The sequence below is a fragment of the Halorubellus litoreus genome (assembly GCF_055378595.1).
Genome location: NZ_AP043836.1, coordinates 215,085 through 236,066 on the forward strand (window position 1 = coordinate 215,085; position 20,982 = coordinate 236,066).

Consider the following 20,982-nt stretch of genomic DNA (forward strand, 5'->3'; position numbering starts at 1 on the left):
AAACCGTGGGGACCCCGACGCCGGCTTGCGGCCCACGTCGGTGCACGCGGAACGACAATGATTTGTCCGTTCGTAATGGGGTTCCCGGTATGCAAGACAAACGAGTCCTCGTGACGGGCGGCGGAGGCTTCATCGGATCGAACCTCGCGAATCACCTCGCGGCGGACAACGACGTCGTCGCGCTCGACGACGGCTACCTCGGGACGCCGGAGAACCTCGACGACGACGTCGAGTACGTCGAGCGGAGCGTGCTCGACGACGACCTCCCGGTCGAGGACGTCGACGTCTGCTTCCACCTCGCGGCGTTGTCGTCGCTGAAGATGCACGAGGACTCCCGCGAGAACCTCATCCGCGGGCTGCGCGTGAACGTCGAGGGGTTCGCGAACACGGTCGAGCAGTGCCGGCAGGCGGGCTGTGACACGGTCGTGTACGCGACGACGTCGTCCATCTACGGGAACCGGACGGAGCCGTCCCCGGAGACGATGGCCGTCGAAGCGAACACGGGCTACGAGGCGTCGAAGCTCGCTCGCGAGCGGTACGCCGAGTACTTCTCGAACTACCACGGGATGTCCTGCGCCGGCATGCGGTTCTTCTCGGTGTACCAGGGCTACCGGGGCGCGGAGGCGCACAAGGGCGAGTTCGCGAACATCGTCGCGCAGTTCGCGGACGACATCGCGAACGGCGAGTCCCCCGTCATCTACGGTGACGGCACGCACTCGCGTGACCTCACGCACGTCTCCGACATCGTCCGTGGCTGCGAGCTGGCGGCCGACCACGAACTCACGGGCATCTACAACCTCGGGACGGGCGAGCAGTACACCGCGAACGAGGTCGTCGACGCGCTGAACGACGTCCTCGGCGCGGACGTCGAACCCGAGCACGTCGAGAACCCCATCGACGAGAGCGTGTTCGTCCAGCACACGATGGCGGACTACTCGAAGATGCACGAGGCGACCGGCTGGGAGCCCGAGGTGTCGTTCCGCGAGGGCATGGAGCTAGTGTGCGAGCCGTATCTCGAGAACTGACCGCGGAAGGTCTCGGTGTGGGCGTCGCGTGACGCTCAATCGTCGTCGGCGTTGGAGACGGTCGCGGCTTCGAACCGGCGTCGTTCCTTTCGTTCCTCGTAGTCCGCGAGCGCGCCGCCGAGTCTGATGACGCCGGCGACGAGGAGGACCTTCGCGGCGAAGAACAAGGAGACACCCCAGATCATCGCCATCATGTCGGGGTCGGCGAGCGCGACGTTCCAGTACGCGAACGCGAGGACGACCGCGATGGCGAGGGTCTTGGCGGCGAACTCGACCGCGGAGAGCTGTCTGAGGTCCCAGAGCGTGTTGTTGTAGTGGACGCGACCGAGGTAGACGGCGGCGAGTATCCACACCGCGAGTCGGAGCGGTGCGTACTCCCACCCGCCGTACTGGTGCGTGCGCGGCATCTACGGGAGCGTTCGCGCCCGGACCCTAAAAACACGTGCCGTACTGGCTAGTGGTGGGGTCGTCGACCTGCCGTACTGGCTAGTCGTGGCGTCGTCGACCTGTCGTACGGCGTGGGGCCACCGTGTCAGTCGTCGTCCGTGGTGTCGCCGAGTCGTCTCCCGGCGACGCGGCCGCCGAGGTCGAGCGGGTCGGCGTCCTGGTCGCGTGCTGCTCGGCGCTTGAGGGGGTCGCGGGCGTCGTGGTACTCGACGCCGGTCTCGATGACGGACTTCCAGACGAGGACGGCGCCGGCGAGGAGCGCGACGGTCGCCCAGATGATGCCGCGGAGTTGCGCGGGGACGATGAACACGTTCCAGTAGACGAACGCGAGCGTGATCGCGATGGAGAGCGTTCGCACGACGACGTGGAGCGCCGTGAGCTGTTCGAGGTCGTAGAGCGTGTTGTCGTAGCCGATGCGTCCGAGGTAGATGGCGGCGAGCACCCAGACCGCGAACCGAAGCGGCGCGTACGCCCACCCCTCGTAGCGACCTGCCGTCGTCATGCCGCCACGTACCACGGAGAGTGGGTAAAAACGCTCGGTACGTCAAACGCGCGTTTTCGTCACCCGCGGGCTTCGAGTCGGAGCCCGAGTCCTAGCTGGTCGGCCGGGCGGAACGAGGGGTTTGATACGGGGACCGCGAGTACGGCTGGACATGACGAAGCAGGCGCGTATCATCGGAGCACCGACGGACTACGGCGCGAACCGACGGGGCGTGGACATGGGGCCGTCCGCGATCCGGTACGCTGGGCTGGCCGACCAACTGGAGGACGCCGGCGTGTCCTGTACCGACGTCGGCGACGTGACCGCGCCGCCGGCGGAGACCCAGGACGCGGACAAGCGCGTGCCAGAGGAGGGGAACGCGAAGTTCGTCGAGGAGATCGAGGCCGTGAGTCACGAGCTCGCCGAGGAGGTCGAGGCGACCATCGCGGGCGGTGCGACGCCGCTGGTCGTCGGCGGCGACCACTCCGTCGCCATCGGGTCGCTGCGCGGTGCGGCGGCTGACGCCGACATCGGGACGGTGTGGTTCGACGCGCACGCGGACCTGAACGCGCCGTCGACGTCCCCGAGCGGGAACGTCCACGGGATGCCGCTCGCGGCGGCGCTCGGGCACCGCGACTTCGCGGGCGTGGACTGGGCGACCGCCCCGCGCCTGAACCCGGAGAACGTCGTCTGGGTCGGATTGCGGAGCGTCGACGACCAGGAGGCTGCGGACGTCCGCGATTCGGCGGGGACGGCGTTCACGATGAGCGACATCGACGAGCACGGCATCGACGAGATCACCGAGCGCGCGATGGCGATCGCGAGCGACGGCGTCGATGGCGTCCACGTCAGCCTCGACCTGGACTGGCTCGACCCGAACGAGGCGCCGGGCGTCGGGACGCCCGTCCGCGGCGGCGTCACGTACCGCGAGGCGCATCGCGCGATGGAGATCGTCGCGGAGCACGACCGCGAGCACGACTCGCTGCGGTCGATGGAGGCCGTCGAGGTGAACCCCATCCTCGACGAGCACAACGAGACCGCGCACCTCGCGACGGAGCTCGCCGCGAGCGCGCTCGGGAAGCGCATCCTCGGCCGGGAGTGACGGGATTCGACCGGTAGTGGTGGTTCCCGACGGGGGCGCTGGCGTCGGCGGTCGTCGGTCCGCCCCAACATATTTCCACGGGACGTGTGAGTGTAGTGGTATGTTCGCACCGCTCGTTCAGCTCGGGGGCGGGAACCTGCTGCCGCTGGCGTTCCTGAGCATGTTCCTCCTCGTCGGCCTCGGCGTCGCCGCGTACGGCGTCGCGAACCTCCGGACGTACGTCCAGTTGAAGTCGATGACGCCGACGGACGCGCACGCCGTCGGCTCCGGACTCGTCGAGGTCGAGGGCGAGGCCGCGCCGGGGCCGCGGACGCTCGAGGCGCCGTTCTCCGGCGAGGAGTGCCTCGCCTACGAGTTCGAGGTGGAGCGCTACCACGCCGACGACGACGGGTCGAACTGGCAGACGAAAGCCAGTGGAACGCGGACCGTCCCGTTCCTCGTCACCGACGAGACCGGGACCGTCGGCGTGAAACCGACCGAAGCCGGCCTGTCCGTGGACCGCGACTACCGGATCGTCGTCGGGAACGACGAGCAGCCGCCGGCGCGCGTCCGGGCGTTCCTCGCACGGGAGGACGACCTCGACCACGACACCGCGTCGTTCGACGTCGCGGGCATCTCCATCGGCGGCGACCGGCATCGGTTCACCGAGCGCCGCCTCGACCCCGGCGAGAGCGCGTACGCGGCGGGACGCGCGGAGCCGACGACGGCCGTCGACGGCGAGTCGCCGACGGTCGTGGACGCGAACGACGGCGGTCGATTCGGGAGCCTGTTCGGCGCGCCGTTCGTCGTCGCGGACGCCGGCGAAGGCGAGGCCGAGTGGCGGCACCTCAAGCTCGGGGTCGGGTCGCTCCTCTTCGGCGCGCTGTTCTCGGCGATACCGCTTTACGTCCTCTCCGGAGCCCTACTCGGGTGACACGAAAGCGCCTGACGCACCGGCGGAGTCGCGCTGGCGCTACCCGAACCCCTCGAACTGCGTTCGGTCGTCGGGGACGCCGATTGCGCGCGTCGCGTCGACGAGTTGCTCGACCATCGCGGTGACGCCACAGGCGTACACGTCGACGTTCTCGGGGTCGATACGCGCGTCGACGTCGAGCGCGGGTTCCCCGGTCGCGTACTCGCGCAGGCCGTCGGGGAGCGCGCTCGCGTCCACGGCGTCGTCGGCGACGTACTTGAGGAGGACGCGCTGGACGTACTCGGTCTCGCCACGCCACTCGCCGAGGTGGCGTTCGCGCGTGAGCGTCGGCACGAAGTGGAAGCCGTCGTGCTCGCGGTCGAGCGCGCGGAACGCGTCGCGGTACGCGAGGTCGTCCTCGTAGGCGGCGCCGAGGAACAGCCAGACGTCGCGCTCGTGCCCGTCGACGACGTGCCGCCCGGTCTCGTAGAGGTAGTCCACCATCGACTTGAACGGCGCGACGCCCGTGCCGGTGGCGAGGAACGCGACGTCGCGCTCGCTCGGGTCGTCGAGTACCATCTCGCCGTTCGGGCCCCGAACCGTGACAGTATCGCCGACCTCGAGGTACTGGAAGACGTCGCTCGTGAGCGTCCCGCCGGGGACCCTGCGGATGCAGAACTCGAGTTCGTCGGCGGTCGGCGAGCTCGCGATGGAGTACGGCCGCGGGTGCCCGTCGAACGTCACGGTCGCGTACTGGCCGGGCGCGAACGAGAACTCGACGTCGTCGTCGACGCGCACGCGAACCCGAAGCAGCGACGGGTACGGGCGCTCGTGGCGCGCGACGAGGTCCCCGAGCGCGTCCAGATCCGCGTCAGCGAACCCGGCGTCGGCGGCCCGCTCCTCGACGCCGTCCCAGTCCACGTCCGACCCCTGCAGGCCCTCGTCGTCGTCGCGCGTCGCGTCCCGATACCAGTCGCCGACGCCGTTGCGCTCGAACAGCGCCGCGAGCGCGTCCTCGACGGCTTCGGTTCGGTTCTCGTCCATCGCCGCCACCTCCGTCACCACCGCCGACTCCGTCACGAGCGGCAGGGCCTCCGCGGCCTCGTGATGCCCGAGGTGCTCGGGTACGTCCATGCCGCTGCCTACTCGAGGCGTTCACGAAAAGACACCGGGAGGACTCCCGGTCGGTCAGTCGTCTGCAGCGTCCACGGCGTCGGCCGCACCGGTCGCGGCCGGGAGGACGTCGACGCTCGCGACGTTGTCGCCGTCGTCGAGGTCCATGATGGTGACGCCCATCGTGTTCCGACCGACGAGGCTCACGTCGCTCGCGTGCGTTATCATGATCTGGCCCTGGTCGCTCATCACGACCAGGTCGTCGTCGTCTTCGACCGCCTTCACGCTCGTCACGCGACCGTTCCGGTCGTTCGTCTTGATGTCGATGAGGCCCTTCCCGTACCGGCCCTGCTGGCGGTAGTTCGCGAGTCGCGTGCGCTTCCCGTACCCGTTCTCCGTGACGGTCAGGAGGCTCTTGTCGTCCTCGTGGTCGGTCGCGACCAGGCCCGCGACCTTGTCGTCGTCCTCGAGGTCGATGCCGCGCACGCCGCGGGCGTTCCGACCCATCGTCCGCACCTCCTGCTCGTCGAACCGGATCGTCATCCCGCCCTCGGTCGCGATGACGAGGTCCTTCGACCCGTCCGTGACCTCCACGTCGACGAGCGCGTCGTCCTCGTCGAGGTCCGCGGCGATGATACCCGTCGAGAGGATGTTCGAGAAGTCCTCGCCCGTCGTGCGCTTGCAGTACCCGTTCCGCGTGACCATCGTCACGCACTCGTCGTCCTCGAACTCGTCCGTCGTCACGACGGCGGTGATCTCCTCGCCGTCGTCGAGCTTCAGGAGGTTCACCGCGGACTTCCCACGTGCGGTGCGGGAGACCTCCGGAATCTCGTAGGTCTTGAGGCGGTAGACCTGACCGTGGTTGGTGAACGCGAGCACGTAATCGTGCGTGTTCGCCCGGAACACCTTCGACACGCGGTCGCCCTCCTTGACGTCCGCGCCGATGATGCCCTTCCCGCCGCGGTTCTGCGCGTCGAACTGGTCGACGGGCATCCGCTTGACGTAGTCGTCCTCCGTGACGACCACGACGACCTCCTCCTCCGGGATGAGGTCCTCGTGCGTGACCGTCCCGGTGTCCTCGACGAAGCTCGTCCGCCGGTCGTCGTCGTACTCGTCCTTTACCTCGCGGAGCTCGTCGGTGATGACCTCGAGGAGCTTCTCCTCGCTCCCCAGGACGGATTCGAGGTACTCGATGGTCTCCATCACGCCCTCGTACTCGTCCTCGATCTCGGCGCGCTCCATCGACGTGAGCGACCCGAGCTGCATCCGGACGATGTGCTCGGCCTGCGCTTCACTGAAGTCGTAGGCCTCCCGGAGGTTCGCCTTCGCGCTGTCGCGGTCCTCGCTGTCCTGGATGCGGTCGACGACGTCGTCCACGTTCTCCAGGGCCTTCAGGCGGCCTTCGAGGATGTGCGCGCGGTCCTCGGCCTCGTCGAGCTCGAACTGCGAGCGCCGCGTCACGACCTCCTTGCGGTGCTCGACGTAGTGCTCGAGCGTCTCCTTGAGCGTCAATACCTGCGGTTGGCCGTCGACGAGCGCGAGGTTGATGACGCCGAACGTCTTCTCGAGGTGATGCTCGAGGAGCTTGTTCTCGACGACGTCCGCGTTCGCGCCGCGCTTCAGTTCGATGACGACCCGGACGCCGTTCCGGTCGGACTCGTCGCGGAGGTCCGTGATGCCCTCGAGCTTCCCGTCGTTGACGTCGTTCGCGATGCGCTCGACCATCCGCGCCTTGTTCTCCTGGAACGGCAGCTCGGTGACGATGATGCGCTCCCGGCCGTTCTGCCACTCCTCGACCTCGTACTCCGCGCGAACGCGAAGACGGCCGCGGCCGGTCGCGTACGCCTTCCGGACCGCGTTCTTCCCGACGATGTTCGCACCCGTCGGGAAGTCCGGGCCCTTCACGTGCTCCACGAGGTCCGACACGTCCGCGTCGGGGTTCTCGATGAGCTCGATCGTCGCGTCGATGACCTCACCGAGATTATGGGGTGGGATCTTCGTCGACATCCCGACCGCGATACCCGTACTCCCGTTCACGAGGAGGTTCGGGTACGCCGACGGCAGCACGCTCGGCTCCGTCAGGCGGTCGTCGTAGTTCGACGAGAAGTCCACGGTGTCCTTCTCGATGTCCTCGAGGAGCTCCTCGCTGATCGGCGCCATCCGCGCCTCCGTGTACCGCATCGCCGCCGCCGGGTCGCCGTCCATCGACCCGAAGTTCCCCTGACCGTCGACGAGCGGATACCGCATCGAGAAGTCCTGGGCCATCCCCACCAGGGTGTCGTAGATCGCCTGGTCGCCGTGGGGGTGATAGTCACCCATCGTCTCCCCGACGATGCTCGAACTCTTCCGGTGCGAGGAGCGGCTGGAGACGCCCATCTCGTGCATCGCGTACAGGATGCGCCTGTGAACGGGCTTCAGGCCGTCGCGGACGTCCGGGAGCGCGCGGCCCGCGATGACGCTCATCGCGTAGTCGATGTAGCTCTGCTCCATCTCGTCCTCGATGCGGACGTGCTTCACGCGGTCCGCACCGATGTCGGGGTCGTCTGCTGGTTCGGAACTCATATGTCCACCCACTCCGCCTCGGTCGCGTGGTCCTTGATGAACTGCTTGCGCGGCCCGACCGCGTCACCCATCAGCACCGAGAACATCTTGTCCGCCGCCGCCGCGTCCTCGATCGTGATCTGCTTCAGCACGCGGTTCTCGGGGTTCATCGTCGTCTCCCAGAGCTGCTTGGGGTTCATCTCGCCGAGGCCCTTGAACCGCTGGACCTGCGTCGGGTTCCCGTTACACTTCTCCTCGACGACCTGCTCGCGCTCCGCTTCGGTCATCACGTCGTACGTGTTCCCGTTGTACCGGATGCGGTACAGCGGCGGCTGCGCCGCGTACACGTAGCCCGCTTCGACGAGCGGCCGCATGTAGCGATAGAACAGCGTCAGGAGCAGCGTCCGGATGTGCGCGCCGTCGACGTCGGCGTCGCACATGAAGATGATCTTCTCGTAACGCACGTCGTCCGCGTCGAACTCGTCGCCGACGCCCGTCCCGAGCGCCGTGATCATGTTCCTGATCTCCTCGTTCTCGAGCACGCGATCCAGCCGGTGCTTCTCGACGTTCAGGATCTTCCCACCCAGTGGGAGGATGGCCTGGAACTCGGGGTTCCGGCCCTGCTTCGCGCTCCCGCCCGCGGAGTCGCCCTCCACGATGAACAACTCGGCTTCCTTCGGGTCCTTCGTCTGGCAGTCCGCGAGCTTCCCGGGGAGACTCGTCGAATCGAGCGCGCTCTTCCGGCGCGTGAGCTCCTCGGCCTTCTTCGCGGCCTTCCGCGCCTTCGCCGCCTCCACGGCCTTCCGGACGATCTGCTTCGCGCTGTCGGGATGCTCCTCGAAGTACGTGTCGAGGTTCTCGTGCATCGCCGATTCGACGACGCCGCGAACCTCGCCGTTACCTAACTTGGTCTTCGTCTGCCCCTCGAACTGCGGGTCCGGGTGCTTGATCGAGATCACGGCAGTCAGGCCCTCGCGGATGTCCTCGCCCTTGAGGTTCTCGTCGAGGTCCTTCAGCATCCCCTGGTCGGTCGCGTAGTCGTTCACGACCCGCGTCAGCGCCGTCTTGAACCCCGTCAGGTGCGTCCCGCCCTCGCGCGTGTTGATGTTGTTCGCGAACGCGTGGATCGAGCCCTGGAGTTCGTCGGTCGCCTGCATCGCGACCTCGACCTGGATGACGCCGTCGTCGACGGCCTCCTCGTCGTCGAAGTAGATGACGTCCTCGTGCAAGGGGGTCTTCGTCTCGTTGAGGTACTCGACGAACTCGCGGATGCCGCCCTCGTACTCGAAGGACTGGTACTTGTCGCTGCGTTCGTCGTCGAGCGTGATGGCGACGCCCGAGTTCAGGAACGCGAGCTCGCGCAGGCGGTTCGCGAGCGTGGAGAACTTGTACTCGGTCTCGTCGAAGATGTCCGTGTCGGGCCAGAACTGGATGCTCGTCCCGTTCTCCTCGCCCGGCTCCATGTCGCGGACGCGCTCCATGTCGCCCTGCGGTTCACCGCGCTCGAACGCGTGGCGCCAGACCGCGCCCTCGCGTTTCACCTCGACCTCGAGACGCTGTGCGAGCGCGTTCACGACGCTCACGCCGACGCCGTGCAGGCCACCGGAGACCTGGTAGGACTTGTTGTCGAACTTCCCGCCCGCGTGGAGGACGGTCATGATGACCTCCAGCGCCGGCCGGTCGTACTCGGCGTGCGTGTCCACGGGGATGCCGCGGCCGTCGTCGCTGACGGTCACGGACCCGTCCTCGTGGATGGTCACGTCGATGGAGTCGCAGTAACCGGCGAGGGCCTCGTCGATGGAGTTGTCCACCACCTCGTACACCAGGTGGTGTAGCCCCCGAGAATCTGTAGAACCGATGTACATCGCCGGACGCTTGCGGACGGCCTCCAGGCCCTCGAGGACCTGGATCTGTCCGGCGCTGTAGTCACTTTCTTCGGACATGTAATACCTGGTCAGGCATAGACGATACCTACTGATAAAGGTACCGTGTGCGCGCTCGCCCACGCGCGTGAACCGCCCCGAAAAGCGTGCGCAGGGAGTCGATTCGTAATGGTGCCCTCCGTTGGCGATTCTGGGTCGCGTTCGGGGGTCGCCAGCGGCCGAATCGACCACCTGGAAACCAGTCAGGAATGGGACGATTACGTGCGGAGTCCGTCGGGCGAACGACGACGGCCCGACGCCAGACGCGAGGCTGGGGGCCTCACCCCCCGGCGGCGAGTCACTCGTCGCGTCCGCGCTCGGCCCGCTGCCGTCCGGCGTTTCACTTTCACTCGGGTAGGGAACGGCTTTTAATCCCGCGGGAGGTATGAGGCCGTACAGAATGACCTCGTTCCAGTCGACACTCGGCGAGGACGAGGGGATGGCCGCCGAGCTGGCTGAGAACCAGCGCGCCATCTCCATCGCCGAGTTCTTCGAGAAGAACAAGCAGATGCTCGGGTTCAACTCGGGCGCCCGAGCGCTCGTCACAGCCGTCAAGGAGGCGGTGGACAACGCGCTCGACGCGACCGAGGAAGCCGGGCACCTCCCCGACATCTACGTCGAGATCGAGGAGGCCGGTGACTACTACAAGCTCGTCGTCGAGGACAACGGCCCCGGTATCACGAAGGAGCAGATACCGAAGATCTTCGGGAAACTCCTGTACGGGAGCCGCTTCCACGCTCGCGAACAGTCTCGCGGCCAGCAGGGTATCGGTATCTCCGCGGCCGTCCTCTATTCGCAGTTGACGTCGGGGAAGCCGGCGAAGGTGACGAGTCGCACGCAGGGCAGCGACACCGCCCAGTACTTCGAGCTCGTCATCGACACGGACACGAACGAGCCGGAGATCCGCGACGAGTCCGAGACGTCGTGGGACCGCCCGCACGGGACGCGTATCGAACTGGAGATGGAGGGGAACATGCGCGCTCGCCAGCAGCTCCACGACTACGTGAAGCACACGGCGGTCGTGAACCCGCACGCTCGCCTGGAGCTGAAGGAGCCCCAGGAGCACTTCAAGTTCGAGCGGGCGACGGACGAGCTCCCGGAGGAGACCGAGGAGATCAAGCCGCATCCCCACGGCGTCGAGTTGGGGAACGTCCTGAAGATGCTGGACGCGACGAACTCCCAGACGGTGTCGGGGTTCCTGCAGACGGAGTTCACGCGCGTCGGGAAGAAGACCGCGGACAAGGTCATCGACGCGTTCCGCGACCGGCACTTCGGGCGGGAGATGGCGTGGACGCCGCCGGCGAGTCACGAGGACGGCGACGTCGCTCGCGCGGTGTCGTCGGCGGTGTCGAACAAGGGCGCGGACGCGACGGCGGCGTTCGCGGACGCGGTCGCCGACCGCGTGCAGGAGATGGACCGCGTCGCGCACCAGCACGTCCGACGGTTCGTCGACGAGGAGGCCGAAGCGGTCGAGGACGAGTACGGGAAGAACTTCGGCGAGACGGTGCGCGAGAACGCTGTGGACGCGGCGTGGCGCGCCATCACCGGCTTCGACGCGAACGAACCCGACCAGTCCGCGAGCGAGCACCTCATCGCCGACGCGTACGCGCTGGCGGACGAGGCGACGTCGAAGCGCAAGGACGACGAGACGGTGCGGGCGTTCGCCGAGCGCCTCGCAGAGAAGTTCGTGCCGGACCCGGAGGACGCGGACGCGTGGCGCGGGCGGTTCACGCGCGACGCGGTCCGCGAGTTCGTCGACCGGTCCGCGGACATGACCGAGGAGCGTGAGGACGCGACGTTCGGCGACACCGCTCGCGAGAACGTCACGACTGCGTTCTGGCGCGTGATGCGGACGGTGCCGGACGACGCACCGCTCGTGAGCGACCTCGTCGGCGACCGCGACGCCGTCAGTCGACTCGTGCACGGGATGCGGGAGACGGACATCATCGCACCGCCGACGTCGTGCCTGTCGCCCATCGGCGCGGACAAGGTCGAAGCGGGGCTGCGGAAGGAGTACGACGCGGAGTTCTACGCGTCGTCGTCGCGCGACGCGGACGTGCACGCTGGCGACCCGTTCATCGCGGAGGCCGGCATCGCGTACGGTGGCGACATCGAAGCCGAAGGGCAGGCGGACCTCCTGCGGTTCGCGAACCGCGTGCCGCTCGTCTACAAGCGCGGCGGGTGCGCCATCACGCAAACGATCAAGGGCATCGGGTGGCGGAACTACAACCTCGACCAGCCCGGCGGGAGCGGCATCCCGAACGGCCCGGTCGTGATCATGGTGCACGTCGCGTCGACGAACGTGCCGTTCACGAGCGAGTCGAAGGACGCGGTCGCGAGCGTCGAGGCCATCGAGGACGAGATCGAGCTCGCGGTCCGCGAGGCCGCCCGCGAACTGAAGTCCTATCTCAAGAAGCAGCAGTCGATGCGGAAGCGCCAGAAGAAGCAGAACGTCCTCGCGGACATCCTTCCGGTGATGGCGAAGAAGGTCGCGGACGTGACGGGGCGACCGGACCCGGACATCGGTGACGCTTTGGCGCGCATCATGAACAACGTCCTCGTTGAGCGCGAGGTGAGCGAGGGCGACGGCGAGCAGACGGTGACGGTGGTGGTCGAGAATCACTCCGACCGGTCGGAGTCGCCGGACGTGACGGACATCGTCGACCGCGAGCCGCGTGACGTGAGCGACGGTGCGAACGTCGTCGAGATGGACGGCGAGTGGTTCGTGAAGTGGACGCCGGACGTCCCGGCGGGCGAGGAGGCCCGCCTGACGTACACGGTCGAGACGGACGCGACCCTGGACCTGTCGGTCTCTGAGGTCGAGGGCCCGAAGCTGACGGTGAGTGACTGACAATGAGCGATACACAGGATTCGAACGCGGAGGCCCGACAGAAGCTCGTGGACCTGGCGGCGGAGTTCTACGACCAGTTCGAGCGCGGCGACATCCCGGAGATGACGTTGCCGACGCGGACGAAGAGCAACATCGTCTTCGACGAGGACAAGCACGTGTGGGTGTACGGCGACCGGACGTCGACGCGGTCGGCGAACTCGGTGCGTGGTGCCCGCAAGCTCCTGAAGGCGGCGTACACGATCGAGTTCCTCGCGCGCCAGCTCGAGGAGGACCGCTCGTCGACGCTGCGTGAACTGTACTACCTCTCTGAGTCGTGGGACAACGAGGAGGCGCAGTTCAACGGGCAGGACGAGTCGAACAAGCTCGTGGAGGACCTCGAGATCGTGAGCGACGTGAAGCGGGAGGACTTCCACATGCGTCCCGAGGAGTCCGGGGCGACGCTCATCGGGCCGCTGGAGTTGCGCGAGCAGACGCGTCGCGGCGAGCGCGTCATCCACTGCCAGAAGGACGTCGGCGAGGGCGGCTACCAGATCCCGAACAACCCGGACACGATCGAGTTCCTCGACCACGACATCGACTTCGTGATGTGCGTGGAGACCGGTGGGATGCGCGACCGACTCGTGGAGAACGGGTTCGATACGGAGTACAACTGCATGGTCGTGCACCTCAAAGGGCAGCCGGCGCGGGCGACGCGGCGCATCACGAAGCGCCTGCACGACGAACTCGGGCTGCCGGTGATGGTGTTCACTGACGGCGACCCGTGGTCGTACCGCATCTTCGGGTCGGTGTCCTATGGCTCTATCAAGTCCGCGCACCTCTCGGAGTACCTGGCGACGCCGGAGGCGCAGTTCGTGGGTATCCGTCCGGAGGACATCGTCGAGTACGACCTGCCGACGGACCCGCTCGGTGATTCGGACGTGAACGCGCTGGAGAGCGAGCTGGAGGACCCGCGGTTCCAGGACGAGTTCTGGACCGAGCAGATCGAGCTCCAGCTCGACATCGGGAAGAAGGCGGAGCAGCAGGCCTTGGCGGCGCGCGGGCTGGACTTCGTGACGGAGACGTATCTCCCGGAGCGCCTCGACGAGATGGGCGTCATCTGACGCCAAGCCAACACATACGTAGTATTATCTTTTCTGGCGTCGTCTAGCTGGCATGAAGGCCAGGTTCGTCCTCGTCGTCGCACTGCTCGTCCTCACCGCAGGCTGCCTCAGCGGCGGCGGTGGCGCCCCCGAATCCGACGGGAGCAGTGGCGACGGCGCCGATGACGGCGGGTCCGGTGACGGCGCGGGAGACGGTGGCGATGGCGGCGATTCGAGCGACGGCGACGCACCGGATAGCTCAGACGGCGGTGACGCGGTCTCCGGGGAATGGGAGCCGTTCGCGTTCGACACGCCCGCTCGCTACGAGTACGACGTGTTCATGGAGGACGACGGCGAGGGCACCATCGTCTGGGACGTCGAATCCGTCGACGACGGCGAGTACACCGTCACCCTCATCTACGAGATGGGCGACGAGCGCTACGAGACGACCGCCACCGGCACGAAGGACACCGTCGCCCAGCAGTTCTTCACGAACCCCGGCGGCATCGTCCTCGTGACGACGATGTCCCAGCCCGCCGTCTGGTACGAGGGCCGCGACCTCTCCACGGGCACGAAGTGGTCGTACTCCACCCCGCAGGGCTCCGCGAGCTTCGCCGTCACCGGCACCGACACCATCGCCGGCGTCGACTGCTGGACGAGCGAGATGAAGATCAACGACTCGGTGTTCCACGAAGCGTGCTTCTCGCCCGACCTCGGCCTCGCACCCTACGCCGCGTACTACGGCGAAGACGGCACCCTCGAGATGTCGCTCACCCTCGTCTCATACGAGGAGAACTGATAACGCCCCAACACTGCCATCCGAGGGTCCGATGGAGAGCGGCACCTCGTCACGCTTCGAGCACGGACACTGGACTCACGGGGCACGTCCCTGGCATCGTTCCGAGCATGTGCCGGAGCAGGTGGACGTGTGCTTGCCCGACCACGAGGAGAACGCGGTCGAGGTCGTCGTCCGTAGCGGCCCGCCAGATATTCTCTGCCATCCGGAGGTTGCGTTCGTACAACCCCGTCAGGAGCTTCGCCCCCCCGTATCGTTCCTCGAAGCCACCGAACGCGGCGAGGTAGTGGTTCTCGTCGCCCGTGAGCAGTCGTTCCGGCTGATTGAACCAGCGGAGGAAGGACTCGACGGTCCTCGCCTCCCACTCGGGGAGCCAGTCCGCGCGCTCGGGAACGAGCGAGTCGGGGAGCGTCGCAGCACCTCGTTCGACCAGGGACGCGAACGAGTCGTCGTCGAGTTCCTCGTCCACGTGGGCGTCCATCGGCATCAGGTCGTCGACGCAGTGGACGTGCTCGTGGTCGAGGCGGTCCGCGAGTCGGAACCCGACCTGGACGGTCTCGTTCCGGCAGGTGGCGGTCGGGTCGTCGACGTACTTGCGCGCTGGCTCGATGTGCTCCTCGGCGTCGTACGCGCGGTCGCCGCGGCGGTACTCGTCGTACACGCGATCGACGTGCTCGCGGGTGTCGTAGCTTCGCTCGACGGCCACGCCGTCCGGGTTCCAGGCGGTGAGCGTGTCGGCGAGCGCCTCGAACTGTCGCTGCCGAGGGTCGTCGAGGACGTCGTCGATTCGACTCGTCTCCATGTGGATGGTCCCGAGTAGCAGGACCTGTACCTGTCCTGCAGACGGCGTCGGGAACCCGCTCGGGGGACCGTTTTGGGTCGGCATGCCGGCACCGAGAGACGGAGTTCTCTTACGAGTTTCGTGACGGAGGTCGTAGGAACGCGGTGCGAATCGAGAAGCGGACTCGCTCGGATGGACCGAAAAGTCCAGCGTCGACTATCGGGCTAGGCCCGCTTCAGTGCGGCCGCACGCTCCTCCAGTCGATTACGCTTCGTCGAGTGCCACCGTGACGCCGCGGTCTTCGAGGTCGTCGGCGAACGCGCCGGAGTCGGTCTCGAGTGCGGCGAACGTGTTGTAGTGGATGGGGACGACGACCTCGGGATTCATGGCTTCGGCGAGGGCGGCGGCTTCGTGGCGGTCCATGGTGAAGCTCCCGCCGATTGGCGGGCAGAAGACGTCGACGTCCAGTTCGGCGTGGCCGTCGAGGACGTCGCTGTCGCCCGGCCAGCAGACGGTCGTGTCGTCGAGCGTCAGGAGGAACCCGCAGCCGCGTCCTTCGGGGTGGTAGGGGTCGCCGTTGGCGTCGACGTGGCCATCAGGTGTGTTGTACGCGGCGACGGTGCGGAGGATGGCGTCGCCGACCGCGAAGTCCGCTTCGGCGTCGACCCACTTGACGTCGACGTCGAGGTCGACGGGGCGGTCGTCGACGCGGTCGATGTGGTGCGTGTTCACGCCATCGAAGACGACGAGCGTCGCGTCCTCGCCGGCGACTCGGCGGATACCGTCGGGGTCGTAGTGGTGGTCGTGCGTGACGCACACGACGTCCGCGTCCTCCGGCCGGTAGTCCCTCGCTGGTGGGTGCGCGACGCCGGGCGTATCGGGCTCCCACTCGCCGGTGAGGACGCCGTACCGGCCGGGGTCGAAGTAGACGACGGTGTCCTCGTCGGCGTCCGCGACCCGGAGCGTCGCGTACCCGAGCCACTCCACTGTCAGGTCGTCGTGCGTGACGGTCATGCGTGACCGTACTCGAGTGCCGTGGATAGGACTGACGGACGCGGTCGACGCCGAGAAACGCTGTTCGAAAGCCCCGTCGCCTCAGGCGGCGCGGGCGTCGAGTTCCGTCCACGAGATCTCGGTCGCGCCGTCGACGACCTCGACGACGTCGTCGAGGTCCGTGAACGCGACCTCGAACGCGAGTTCGACGACGGCGCCCGCGACGTGCGCGTCAGCGGCCCCATCGGGTCGCGAGTGCTTGAACGCGAACCCGACGTGGCCGTCCATCACGACCTCCAGGTCGCGCGCGTCGACGAACCGCTCGATGCGCTCGCGGACGCCGTCGTCGACGCCCGTGACGTAGTGGACGCCGTCGACGTACTCGTAGCGCGCACTCTCGGTCTCGTGGACGACGACGCGCGAGCAGTCCGCGAGGTCCTCGCGGTCGAGGTGCGCGTCGAACGCTCGCGCCAGTCGGTTCGCGGCTGCACGATGCGGACTACTCCCGTCGCCGACGGCCGCGACCCCCCGGTCGCGTTCGTCGAGTGTCTCCCCCGGAATCATTCCTCTCTGGATAGAGAACCCGATAGCTGGCCACATTACGATTGTGGCCGTTCGGGGCGTGTTGGCACACGCTGACACTGGCGGCGGTCGCCCTCGCGACCCGCGGCCGGTCACTCGCTCGCGAGGCGCTCGACGCGCTCCAAGGAATCGGCGTCGTCGGGCGATTTGTCCTCGCGGACGGCGACGTACCGCGGGAAACGGAGCGCGTACCCCGAGTCGTAGGTCGGCGACGTCTGTATCTCCTCGTAGCCGACCTCGAACACGACCGCGGGCTCGAACCGGACGGTCTGGCCGTCCTCGGTCGCGACGTGCTCGCGCAACCGCTCGGTGAGCGCGTCGAGTTCCGCGTCCGTGATTCCCGTGGCGACCTTCCCGACGGTCGCGTACTCGCTCCCGTCCTCGGCCGCGGTATCGCGCTCGGCGACGTGCACGCCGACCTCGAACGTCCCGAAGACGTTCGCGCGCCGGCCCTCCCCCCACTCCGCGCCGGTGACGACGACGTCGAGCGTCTCCACGTCGGGCTTGCGCTTCAGCCACTCCTGGCCGCGTTTCCCCGCGGAGTACGTCGACTCCGGGTCCTTCAGCATGATCCCCTCGTGCCCCTCGTCGAGCACCTCGACCTCGAACTCGCCGATCTCGTCGGCGTCGGTCGTCACGAACGACTCGGAGACGCCCTCCGAGAGCACCGTCTCGAGTCTCGCCTGTCGCTCGGACAGCGGCGCGTCGAGGAGGTCCTCGCCGTCGTGATGCAGGCAGTCGAACGCACGCAACTCCATCGCGACGGATTCGCGGGCGCGAGCGACGTCGTGCTTCCGTCGGAATCGTTCGAGGACGCGCTGGAACGGGAGCGGGTCGCCGTCGTCGTCGACCGCGAGCGCCTCGCCGTCCAGGATGACCGGGACGTCGACGCGGTCCGCGACGAACTCGACTATCTCGGGGAGCGCGTCCGTGACGTCCTCCATGTTCCGCGAGAACAGCCGCGTCTCACCGCCGGGGTCGTGATGCACCTGGACGCGAGCGCCGTCGTACTTCGTCTCCACGGCGACCGCGTCCCACGCCTCGACCGCGTCCGTGATGGCTCCCGCCTGCGCGAGCATCGCACCCACGGGACGCCCGACCTCGAGGTGGACGTTCCCGAGCCCGTCGCGGCCCGCGTCACGCGCTACCGCCGCCACCCGTCCCGCGTCGTTCGACACCTGGAGCGCGCGCTCGACCGCCGTCACCGCGTCCTCGGGCGGACGCTCGAACGCCTCGGTCTCGTCGTCCTCGACGGCATCCGCGTCCTCGCCGAGCTCAGAGAGCGTCAACTGCGCGCCGTCGTCGTCCTCACCGTCGTCCTCCTCCTCGTTCTTCTCCACGCTCTCGTCGTCAGCGAGGAACGCGGCGGCGATGGCGTCGCGGACGGTGCCGTCGCCGACGCCGATACGCATCTCGCCGAGCACGAGCCGCGCGATGTACCGCGCTTCCGCCGAGCTGGCGCGGTTGAACAGCCCGAAGAGGTGGTCCGCTTTCGCGCCCGCGGACCCGCTCCCGCTCGCCGTGGCGATGGCGACGAACGCCTCGTGGACGTCCGCGACGGAGAGGTCGTCGCCGCCGCCCGCGCCGAACGCGCTCAAGCCCTGCTGGCCGTCGAGGTCGAGGCTCGCGGCGACCGCACCGATTTCGCCGACGTCCGCGAGCCGGTCCTCGACGTCGTCCGCGGTGACGTTCGGCCCCGCAGCACGTGCGAGCGCCTCGTGACACAGCGACGGGCCGACGTCGAGCTTCCGGTCGTCCCACGCCGGGAACGCGCGACCTTGCACGAACCGCGCGAGCGTCTCCAGGTCGTCGTCCGCGGCCGCGAACAGGTCGGCGACCGCCGCGACCACCGCAAGGTCCCCGTCGGTCTCCTCGATGGCGCGAGCCCGGTCTGCGAACGCTGCGAACTCCATTCGACTCGCCCTACCGGCGGCGCCCGCAAAAGCGTCGCGGTCGCGTGGTTGGACTTTTGTCCCCGCGACCGTAACCCGGGCGTATGCGAGACGAAGACGAGATCCGCGAGCAGTACGAGTTCCTCACCGAGCAACTCGAGGACGAGGACATGAATCACGAAGGCGTCAAACAGATGTTCACGTACTACAAGCGCGCCATCGGATGGGTGCTCGAAGAGGAACACATGTAGGCGCCCCCGGTCGGGAACGCACTCGAGAAGCAGGGGAGTCGTCGTGTCGCTCAGAACTGGTAGCGGCGGTCGCCGTCGTCGGGTCGACTAGAACTGGTAGCGGCGGTCGCCGTCGTCGGTCGGGTACGTCGACCCGCCGGTCATCTCGTCGTAGGTCATCCCGGAGAGGTACTCGTCGTACGTGACGTCGTAGTTCGCGCGCAGGTGGAAGTCGAGCTTTCCGGCGTCGACGGTCTGCTGGAAGAGCGCGTGGATGGCGCGCTCGATGAGGACGCTCGGGTCGTCGTTGTCCATCGCGGCCGCGAGCATCGCGAGTTCCGTGCGCGCCTCGGCGTCGAGGTGGAAGGTCGCGGTCTCCAGGTCGTCTGCGGTCTGCTGGACGTCGTCGGCGAGGTCGTCGAGACTCATGCTGTCAGGTGCGGGCCGTGGACGCCTACGCCTTTCGCTCCACTCACGCCGGGCGTCGGCGACCGCGTCGCGCGCCGGTGCGGAGCGCGGTTCGTGTGTCCGAGACCGGCAGTCCCTTGTCGGTCGGTTCCCGAGTCGGGATAAATGAGTGCAGGTGACGACGAGGGCGACGCGGCGGAGTCGTGGTCGCTCCCCGCGGACGTCGAGGCGGTGCAGGACGCGCTCGTGGAGTGGTACGAGCGCGACCACCGCGACTATCCCTGGCGGCGGACGGAGGACGCCTACGAGATACTCGTGTCGGAGGTGATGAGTCAGCAGACCCAGCTCGACCGGGTCGTCGACGCCTGGGAGGACTTCCTCGAGGAGTGGCCGGACGTCGAGGCGCTCGCGAGCGCGGACCGCGGGGACGTCGTCGGGTTCTGGACGAATCACTCGCTGGGGTACAACAATCGCGCGAAGTACCTCCACGAGGCCGCGAATCAGGTCGTGAGCGAGCACGACGGCGAGTTCCCGGAGACACCGGAAGGCCTCCAGGAGCTGATGGGGGTCGGGCCGTACACGGCGAACGCGGTGGCGAGCTTCGCGTTCAACCAGGGTGACGCGGTCGTGGACACGAACGTCAAACGCGTCCTGTATCGGGCGTTCGACGTGCCGGACGACGACGACGCGTTCGAGGCGGCGGCGGGCGACCTCATGCCGGCGGGCGAGTCCCGCGTGTGGAACAACGCCATCATGGAGCTCGGCGGGGTCGCGTGCGAGAAGACGCCGTCGTGCGACGAGGCGGGGTGTCCGTGGCGGCGGTGGTGTCACGCCTACGAATCCGGAGACTTCACGGCGCCGGACGTGCCGACGCAGCCGAGCTTCGAGGGGTCGCGCCGCCAGTTCCGCGGGCGCGTCGTGAACGTCCTCGGCGAGCACGGCGAGCTCGCGCTCGACGAACTCGGCCCGCGGATTCGCGTGGACTACGCGCCCGACGGCGAGTACGGCCGCGAGTGGCTGCGGGGGCTCCTCGCGGACCTCGACGACGACGGCCTCGTCGACCTAGACGGTTCGGGCGTGGACGCGACCGCGCGACTCCGGAAGTAGCGAACCCCGCTCGCGTCGAATCGACGTGTTGAACGCGTGCGCTGACATCTGCGGGGAGCGCCAGTAGTCCGGACGCACCCGTCCTCGGCAAGCACCGCACGGGGGGAGCACGAGCGCGCTCCGGCCGTCCGTCACTCGTCGACGTAGCTGGCGACTGATATCAGGAACCCGACCATCGCGGTGACCATCGCGATGGAGCCGACGACGACGACGGCGATGGCGAGGAGTGTCCCAGAGAGGACGGCGTTCGCCGCGACGATGAAGCTCGCGCTGACGAACGCGACCAGGACGAGGATGCGCCCGAACCGGCCGACTGGGAGGCGGTCGTCGCGAGTGACGGTTCGGTCTTCAGTTGCCATGGTCGAGGATGGTCCGGAGGACGCCCTGGTAGTCGTCGTCCGTGTACGAGTTCCCGAGCGAATGGATCGCTTGACACACCCAGACGCCGGCGGTGAAGTTGACGAACGCGACGAACGAGACGACCTGGAGCTGGCCGTCGAGGACGAGAGCGGACGCGAGCGCGCCGACGAACGCCCCAGCCATGAACGCGTGCGTGAGGAGGGACCGGGAGCCGAAGTCGGCGAGCGTCCGGAACGTGTTCGCTACCATCGTGTCCGGCTAGATGCGCGGCAGTGCCTTCTGTCTCGGTCTCAGTTGCCGTCGTCTACTGACCAGTCGCTGACGCGCTGGCGCGTCTCCGCATCGCGGAAGTGGAGGACGACGGCTTCGTCGAACGACAC

General features: G+C 67.8%; 20 protein-coding genes. 8 read left to right on the plus strand and 12 right to left on the minus strand.

What is annotated here, in order from left to right; translation table 11 throughout:
- The first annotated feature begins 89 nt into the window (after positions 1 to 89).
- Positions 90 to 1,025 carry an NAD-dependent epimerase/dehydratase family protein gene (locus ACZ48X_RS05440; RefSeq protein WP_336350116.1) on the plus strand — a complete coding sequence of 312 codons (936 nt, stop codon included), beginning with the start codon at positions 90 to 92 and terminating at the stop codon, positions 1,023 to 1,025.
- A 35-nt stretch (positions 1,026 to 1,060) separates the two neighbouring features.
- Here the strand turns inward: ACZ48X_RS05440 and ACZ48X_RS05445 are convergent, their stop codons facing one another.
- Both ACZ48X_RS05445 and ACZ48X_RS05450 read right to left on the minus strand, forming a co-directional pair.
- Positions 1,061 to 1,432, minus strand: coding sequence for a hypothetical protein (locus tag ACZ48X_RS05445; protein WP_336350115.1), 372 nt, complete (start codon positions 1,430 to 1,432; stop codon positions 1,061 to 1,063).
- Positions 1,433 to 1,557: 125 nt separating this feature from the next.
- Positions 1,558 to 1,974, minus strand: coding sequence for a hypothetical protein (locus tag ACZ48X_RS05450; protein ID WP_336350114.1), 417 nt, complete (start codon positions 1,972 to 1,974; stop codon positions 1,558 to 1,560).
- A 151-nt stretch (positions 1,975 to 2,125) separates the two neighbouring features.
- Between ACZ48X_RS05450 and rocF the strand changes: the two genes are divergently transcribed.
- The gene (gene rocF / locus ACZ48X_RS05455) at positions 2,126 to 3,055 is read left to right on the plus strand and encodes an arginase (protein WP_336350113.1); all 930 of its coding nucleotides are present in this window, start codon (positions 2,126 to 2,128) and stop codon (positions 3,053 to 3,055) included.
- Between the two features lie 100 nt (positions 3,056 to 3,155).
- Positions 3,156 to 3,968, plus strand: coding sequence for a GIDE domain-containing protein (locus ACZ48X_RS05460; RefSeq protein WP_336350112.1), 813 nt, complete (start codon positions 3,156 to 3,158; stop codon positions 3,966 to 3,968).
- Between the two features lie 39 nt (positions 3,969 to 4,007).
- On the opposite strand, the gene ACZ48X_RS05465 is transcribed toward ACZ48X_RS05460, so the two are convergent.
- From ACZ48X_RS05465 to gyrB, 3 genes are read right to left on the minus strand one after another with little or no spacing between them, the layout of a single operon-like run.
- Entirely contained in the window at positions 4,008 to 5,081 is a 1,074-nt protein-coding gene (locus ACZ48X_RS05465; RefSeq protein WP_336350111.1) for a ferredoxin--NADP reductase, read from the minus strand.
- A gap of 54 nt (positions 5,082 to 5,135) precedes the next feature.
- Entirely contained in the window at positions 5,136 to 7,622 is a 2,487-nt protein-coding gene (gyrA, locus tag ACZ48X_RS05470; RefSeq protein WP_336350110.1) for a DNA gyrase subunit A, read from the minus strand.
- Positions 7,619 to 9,544, minus strand: a complete 1,926-nt coding sequence (gyrB, locus tag ACZ48X_RS05475; RefSeq protein ID WP_336350109.1) for a DNA topoisomerase (ATP-hydrolyzing) subunit B — start codon at positions 9,542 to 9,544, stop codon at positions 7,619 to 7,621. Before gyrB ends, gyrA begins: the two co-directional genes overlap by 4 nt.
- Positions 9,545 to 9,923: 379 nt before the next feature.
- Here gyrB and ACZ48X_RS05480 point away from each other — a divergent pair, with 379 nt between their 5' ends.
- Genes ACZ48X_RS05480 through ACZ48X_RS05490 form a run of 3 tightly spaced genes read left to right on the plus strand, consistent with a single transcriptional unit; the run spans position 9,924 to position 14,252 of the window.
- On the plus strand, positions 9,924 to 12,374 hold the full coding sequence (locus tag ACZ48X_RS05480) for a DNA topoisomerase VI subunit B (protein WP_336351107.1): 2,451 nt from the start codon (positions 9,924 to 9,926) through the stop codon (positions 12,372 to 12,374).
- A 2-nt stretch (positions 12,375 to 12,376) separates the two neighbouring features.
- Positions 12,377 to 13,474: a DNA topoisomerase IV subunit A gene (locus ACZ48X_RS05485; protein WP_336350108.1), complete on the plus strand. Its 1,098-nt coding sequence runs from the start codon at positions 12,377 to 12,379 to the stop codon at positions 13,472 to 13,474.
- Between the two features lie 52 nt (positions 13,475 to 13,526).
- Entirely contained in the window at positions 13,527 to 14,252 is a 726-nt protein-coding gene (locus tag ACZ48X_RS05490) for a hypothetical protein (protein WP_336350107.1), read from the plus strand.
- A gap of 49 nt (positions 14,253 to 14,301) precedes the next feature.
- On the opposite strand, the gene ACZ48X_RS05495 is transcribed toward ACZ48X_RS05490, so the two are convergent.
- The 4 genes from ACZ48X_RS05495 to ligA all read right to left on the minus strand — a co-directional run bounded on the left by ACZ48X_RS05495 (position 14,302) and on the right by ligA (position 18,518).
- Positions 14,302 to 15,135, minus strand: a complete 834-nt coding sequence (locus ACZ48X_RS05495) for a DUF5694 domain-containing protein (RefSeq protein ID WP_336350106.1) — start codon at positions 15,133 to 15,135, stop codon at positions 14,302 to 14,304.
- A gap of 159 nt (positions 15,136 to 15,294) precedes the next feature.
- Positions 15,295 to 16,044 carry an MBL fold metallo-hydrolase gene (locus ACZ48X_RS05500; protein WP_336350105.1) on the minus strand — a complete coding sequence of 250 codons (750 nt, stop codon included), beginning with the start codon at positions 16,042 to 16,044 and terminating at the stop codon, positions 15,295 to 15,297.
- Between the two features lie 81 nt (positions 16,045 to 16,125).
- A complete protein-coding gene (locus tag ACZ48X_RS05505) occupies positions 16,126 to 16,587 on the minus strand; it encodes a hypothetical protein (RefSeq protein WP_336350104.1) in 462 nt (153 codons plus the stop codon).
- Between the two features lie 110 nt (positions 16,588 to 16,697).
- On the minus strand, positions 16,698 to 18,518 hold the full coding sequence (ligA, locus tag ACZ48X_RS05510) for an ATP-dependent DNA ligase LigA (RefSeq protein WP_336350103.1): 1,821 nt from the start codon (positions 18,516 to 18,518) through the stop codon (positions 16,698 to 16,700).
- 83 nt (positions 18,519 to 18,601) lie between these two features.
- Here ligA and ACZ48X_RS05515 point away from each other — a divergent pair, with 83 nt between their 5' ends.
- Entirely contained in the window at positions 18,602 to 18,748 is a 147-nt protein-coding gene (locus ACZ48X_RS05515; protein WP_227131317.1) for a hypothetical protein, read from the plus strand.
- 87 nt (positions 18,749 to 18,835) lie between these two features.
- On the opposite strand, the gene ACZ48X_RS05520 is transcribed toward ACZ48X_RS05515, so the two are convergent.
- Positions 18,836 to 19,156, minus strand: coding sequence for a hypothetical protein (locus ACZ48X_RS05520; RefSeq protein ID WP_336350102.1), 321 nt, complete (start codon positions 19,154 to 19,156; stop codon positions 18,836 to 18,838).
- A 144-nt stretch (positions 19,157 to 19,300) separates the two neighbouring features.
- Here ACZ48X_RS05520 and ACZ48X_RS05525 point away from each other — a divergent pair, with 144 nt between their 5' ends.
- Positions 19,301 to 20,242 carry an HhH-GPD family protein gene (locus tag ACZ48X_RS05525; RefSeq protein ID WP_336350101.1) on the plus strand — a complete coding sequence of 314 codons (942 nt, stop codon included), beginning with the start codon at positions 19,301 to 19,303 and terminating at the stop codon, positions 20,240 to 20,242.
- Between the two features lie 131 nt (positions 20,243 to 20,373).
- Here the strand turns inward: ACZ48X_RS05525 and ACZ48X_RS05530 are convergent, their stop codons facing one another.
- Both ACZ48X_RS05530 and ACZ48X_RS05535 read right to left on the minus strand, forming a co-directional pair.
- A complete protein-coding gene (locus ACZ48X_RS05530; protein ID WP_336350100.1) occupies positions 20,374 to 20,601 on the minus strand; it encodes a hypothetical protein in 228 nt (75 codons plus the stop codon).
- Positions 20,591 to 20,851 (minus strand): hypothetical protein, encoded by a 261-nt coding sequence (locus ACZ48X_RS05535; RefSeq protein ID WP_336350099.1) that lies wholly within the window; start codon positions 20,849 to 20,851, stop codon positions 20,591 to 20,593. Before ACZ48X_RS05535 ends, ACZ48X_RS05530 begins: the two co-directional genes overlap by 11 nt.
- Between the last annotated feature and the right edge of the window lie 131 nt (positions 20,852 to 20,982).

Excerpts from the sequence above, each read along its gene's own strand:
- ACZ48X_RS05515 (WP_227131317.1), top strand. The coding sequence starts at position 18,602 with ATGCGAGACGAAGACGAGATCCGCGAGCAGTACGAGTTCCTCACCGAG.
- ACZ48X_RS05485 (WP_336350108.1), top strand. The coding sequence starts at position 12,377 with ATGAGCGATACACAGGATTCGAACGCGGAGGCCCGACAGAAGCTCGTG.
- ACZ48X_RS05450 (WP_336350114.1), bottom strand. The coding sequence starts at position 1,974 with ATGACGACGGCAGGTCGCTACGAGGGGTGGGCGTACGCGCCGCTTCGG.
- rocF (WP_336350113.1), top strand. The coding sequence starts at position 2,126 with ATGACGAAGCAGGCGCGTATCATCGGAGCACCGACGGACTACGGCGCG.
- ACZ48X_RS05440 (WP_336350116.1), top strand. The coding sequence starts at position 90 with ATGCAAGACAAACGAGTCCTCGTGACGGGCGGCGGAGGCTTCATCGGA.
- ACZ48X_RS05445 (WP_336350115.1), bottom strand. The coding sequence starts at position 1,432 with ATGCCGCGCACGCACCAGTACGGCGGGTGGGAGTACGCACCGCTCCGA.
- ACZ48X_RS05465 (WP_336350111.1), bottom strand. The coding sequence starts at position 5,081 with ATGGACGTACCCGAGCACCTCGGGCATCACGAGGCCGCGGAGGCCCTG.
- ACZ48X_RS05480 (WP_336351107.1), top strand. The coding sequence starts at position 9,924 with ATGACCTCGTTCCAGTCGACACTCGGCGAGGACGAGGGGATGGCCGCC.
- ACZ48X_RS05520 (WP_336350102.1), bottom strand. The coding sequence starts at position 19,156 with ATGAGTCTCGACGACCTCGCCGACGACGTCCAGCAGACCGCAGACGAC.
- ACZ48X_RS05500 (WP_336350105.1), bottom strand. The coding sequence starts at position 16,044 with ATGACCGTCACGCACGACGACCTGACAGTGGAGTGGCTCGGGTACGCG.
- ACZ48X_RS05460 (WP_336350112.1), top strand. The coding sequence starts at position 3,156 with ATGTTCGCACCGCTCGTTCAGCTCGGGGGCGGGAACCTGCTGCCGCTG.
- ligA (WP_336350103.1), bottom strand. The coding sequence starts at position 18,518 with ATGGAGTTCGCAGCGTTCGCAGACCGGGCTCGCGCCATCGAGGAGACC.
- gyrA (WP_336350110.1), bottom strand. The coding sequence starts at position 7,622 with ATGAGTTCCGAACCAGCAGACGACCCCGACATCGGTGCGGACCGCGTG.
- ACZ48X_RS05535 (WP_336350099.1), bottom strand. The coding sequence starts at position 20,851 with ATGGTAGCGAACACGTTCCGGACGCTCGCCGACTTCGGCTCCCGGTCC.
- ACZ48X_RS05490 (WP_336350107.1), top strand. The coding sequence starts at position 13,527 with ATGAAGGCCAGGTTCGTCCTCGTCGTCGCACTGCTCGTCCTCACCGCA.
- gyrB (WP_336350109.1), bottom strand. The coding sequence starts at position 9,544 with ATGTCCGAAGAAAGTGACTACAGCGCCGGACAGATCCAGGTCCTCGAG.
- ACZ48X_RS05495 (WP_336350106.1), bottom strand. The coding sequence starts at position 15,135 with ATGCCGACCCAAAACGGTCCCCCGAGCGGGTTCCCGACGCCGTCTGCA.
- ACZ48X_RS05525 (WP_336350101.1), top strand. The coding sequence starts at position 19,301 with ATGAGTGCAGGTGACGACGAGGGCGACGCGGCGGAGTCGTGGTCGCTC.
- ACZ48X_RS05505 (WP_336350104.1), bottom strand. The coding sequence starts at position 16,587 with ATGATTCCGGGGGAGACACTCGACGAACGCGACCGGGGGGTCGCGGCC.
- ACZ48X_RS05530 (WP_336350100.1), bottom strand. The coding sequence starts at position 20,601 with ATGGCAACTGAAGACCGAACCGTCACTCGCGACGACCGCCTCCCAGTC.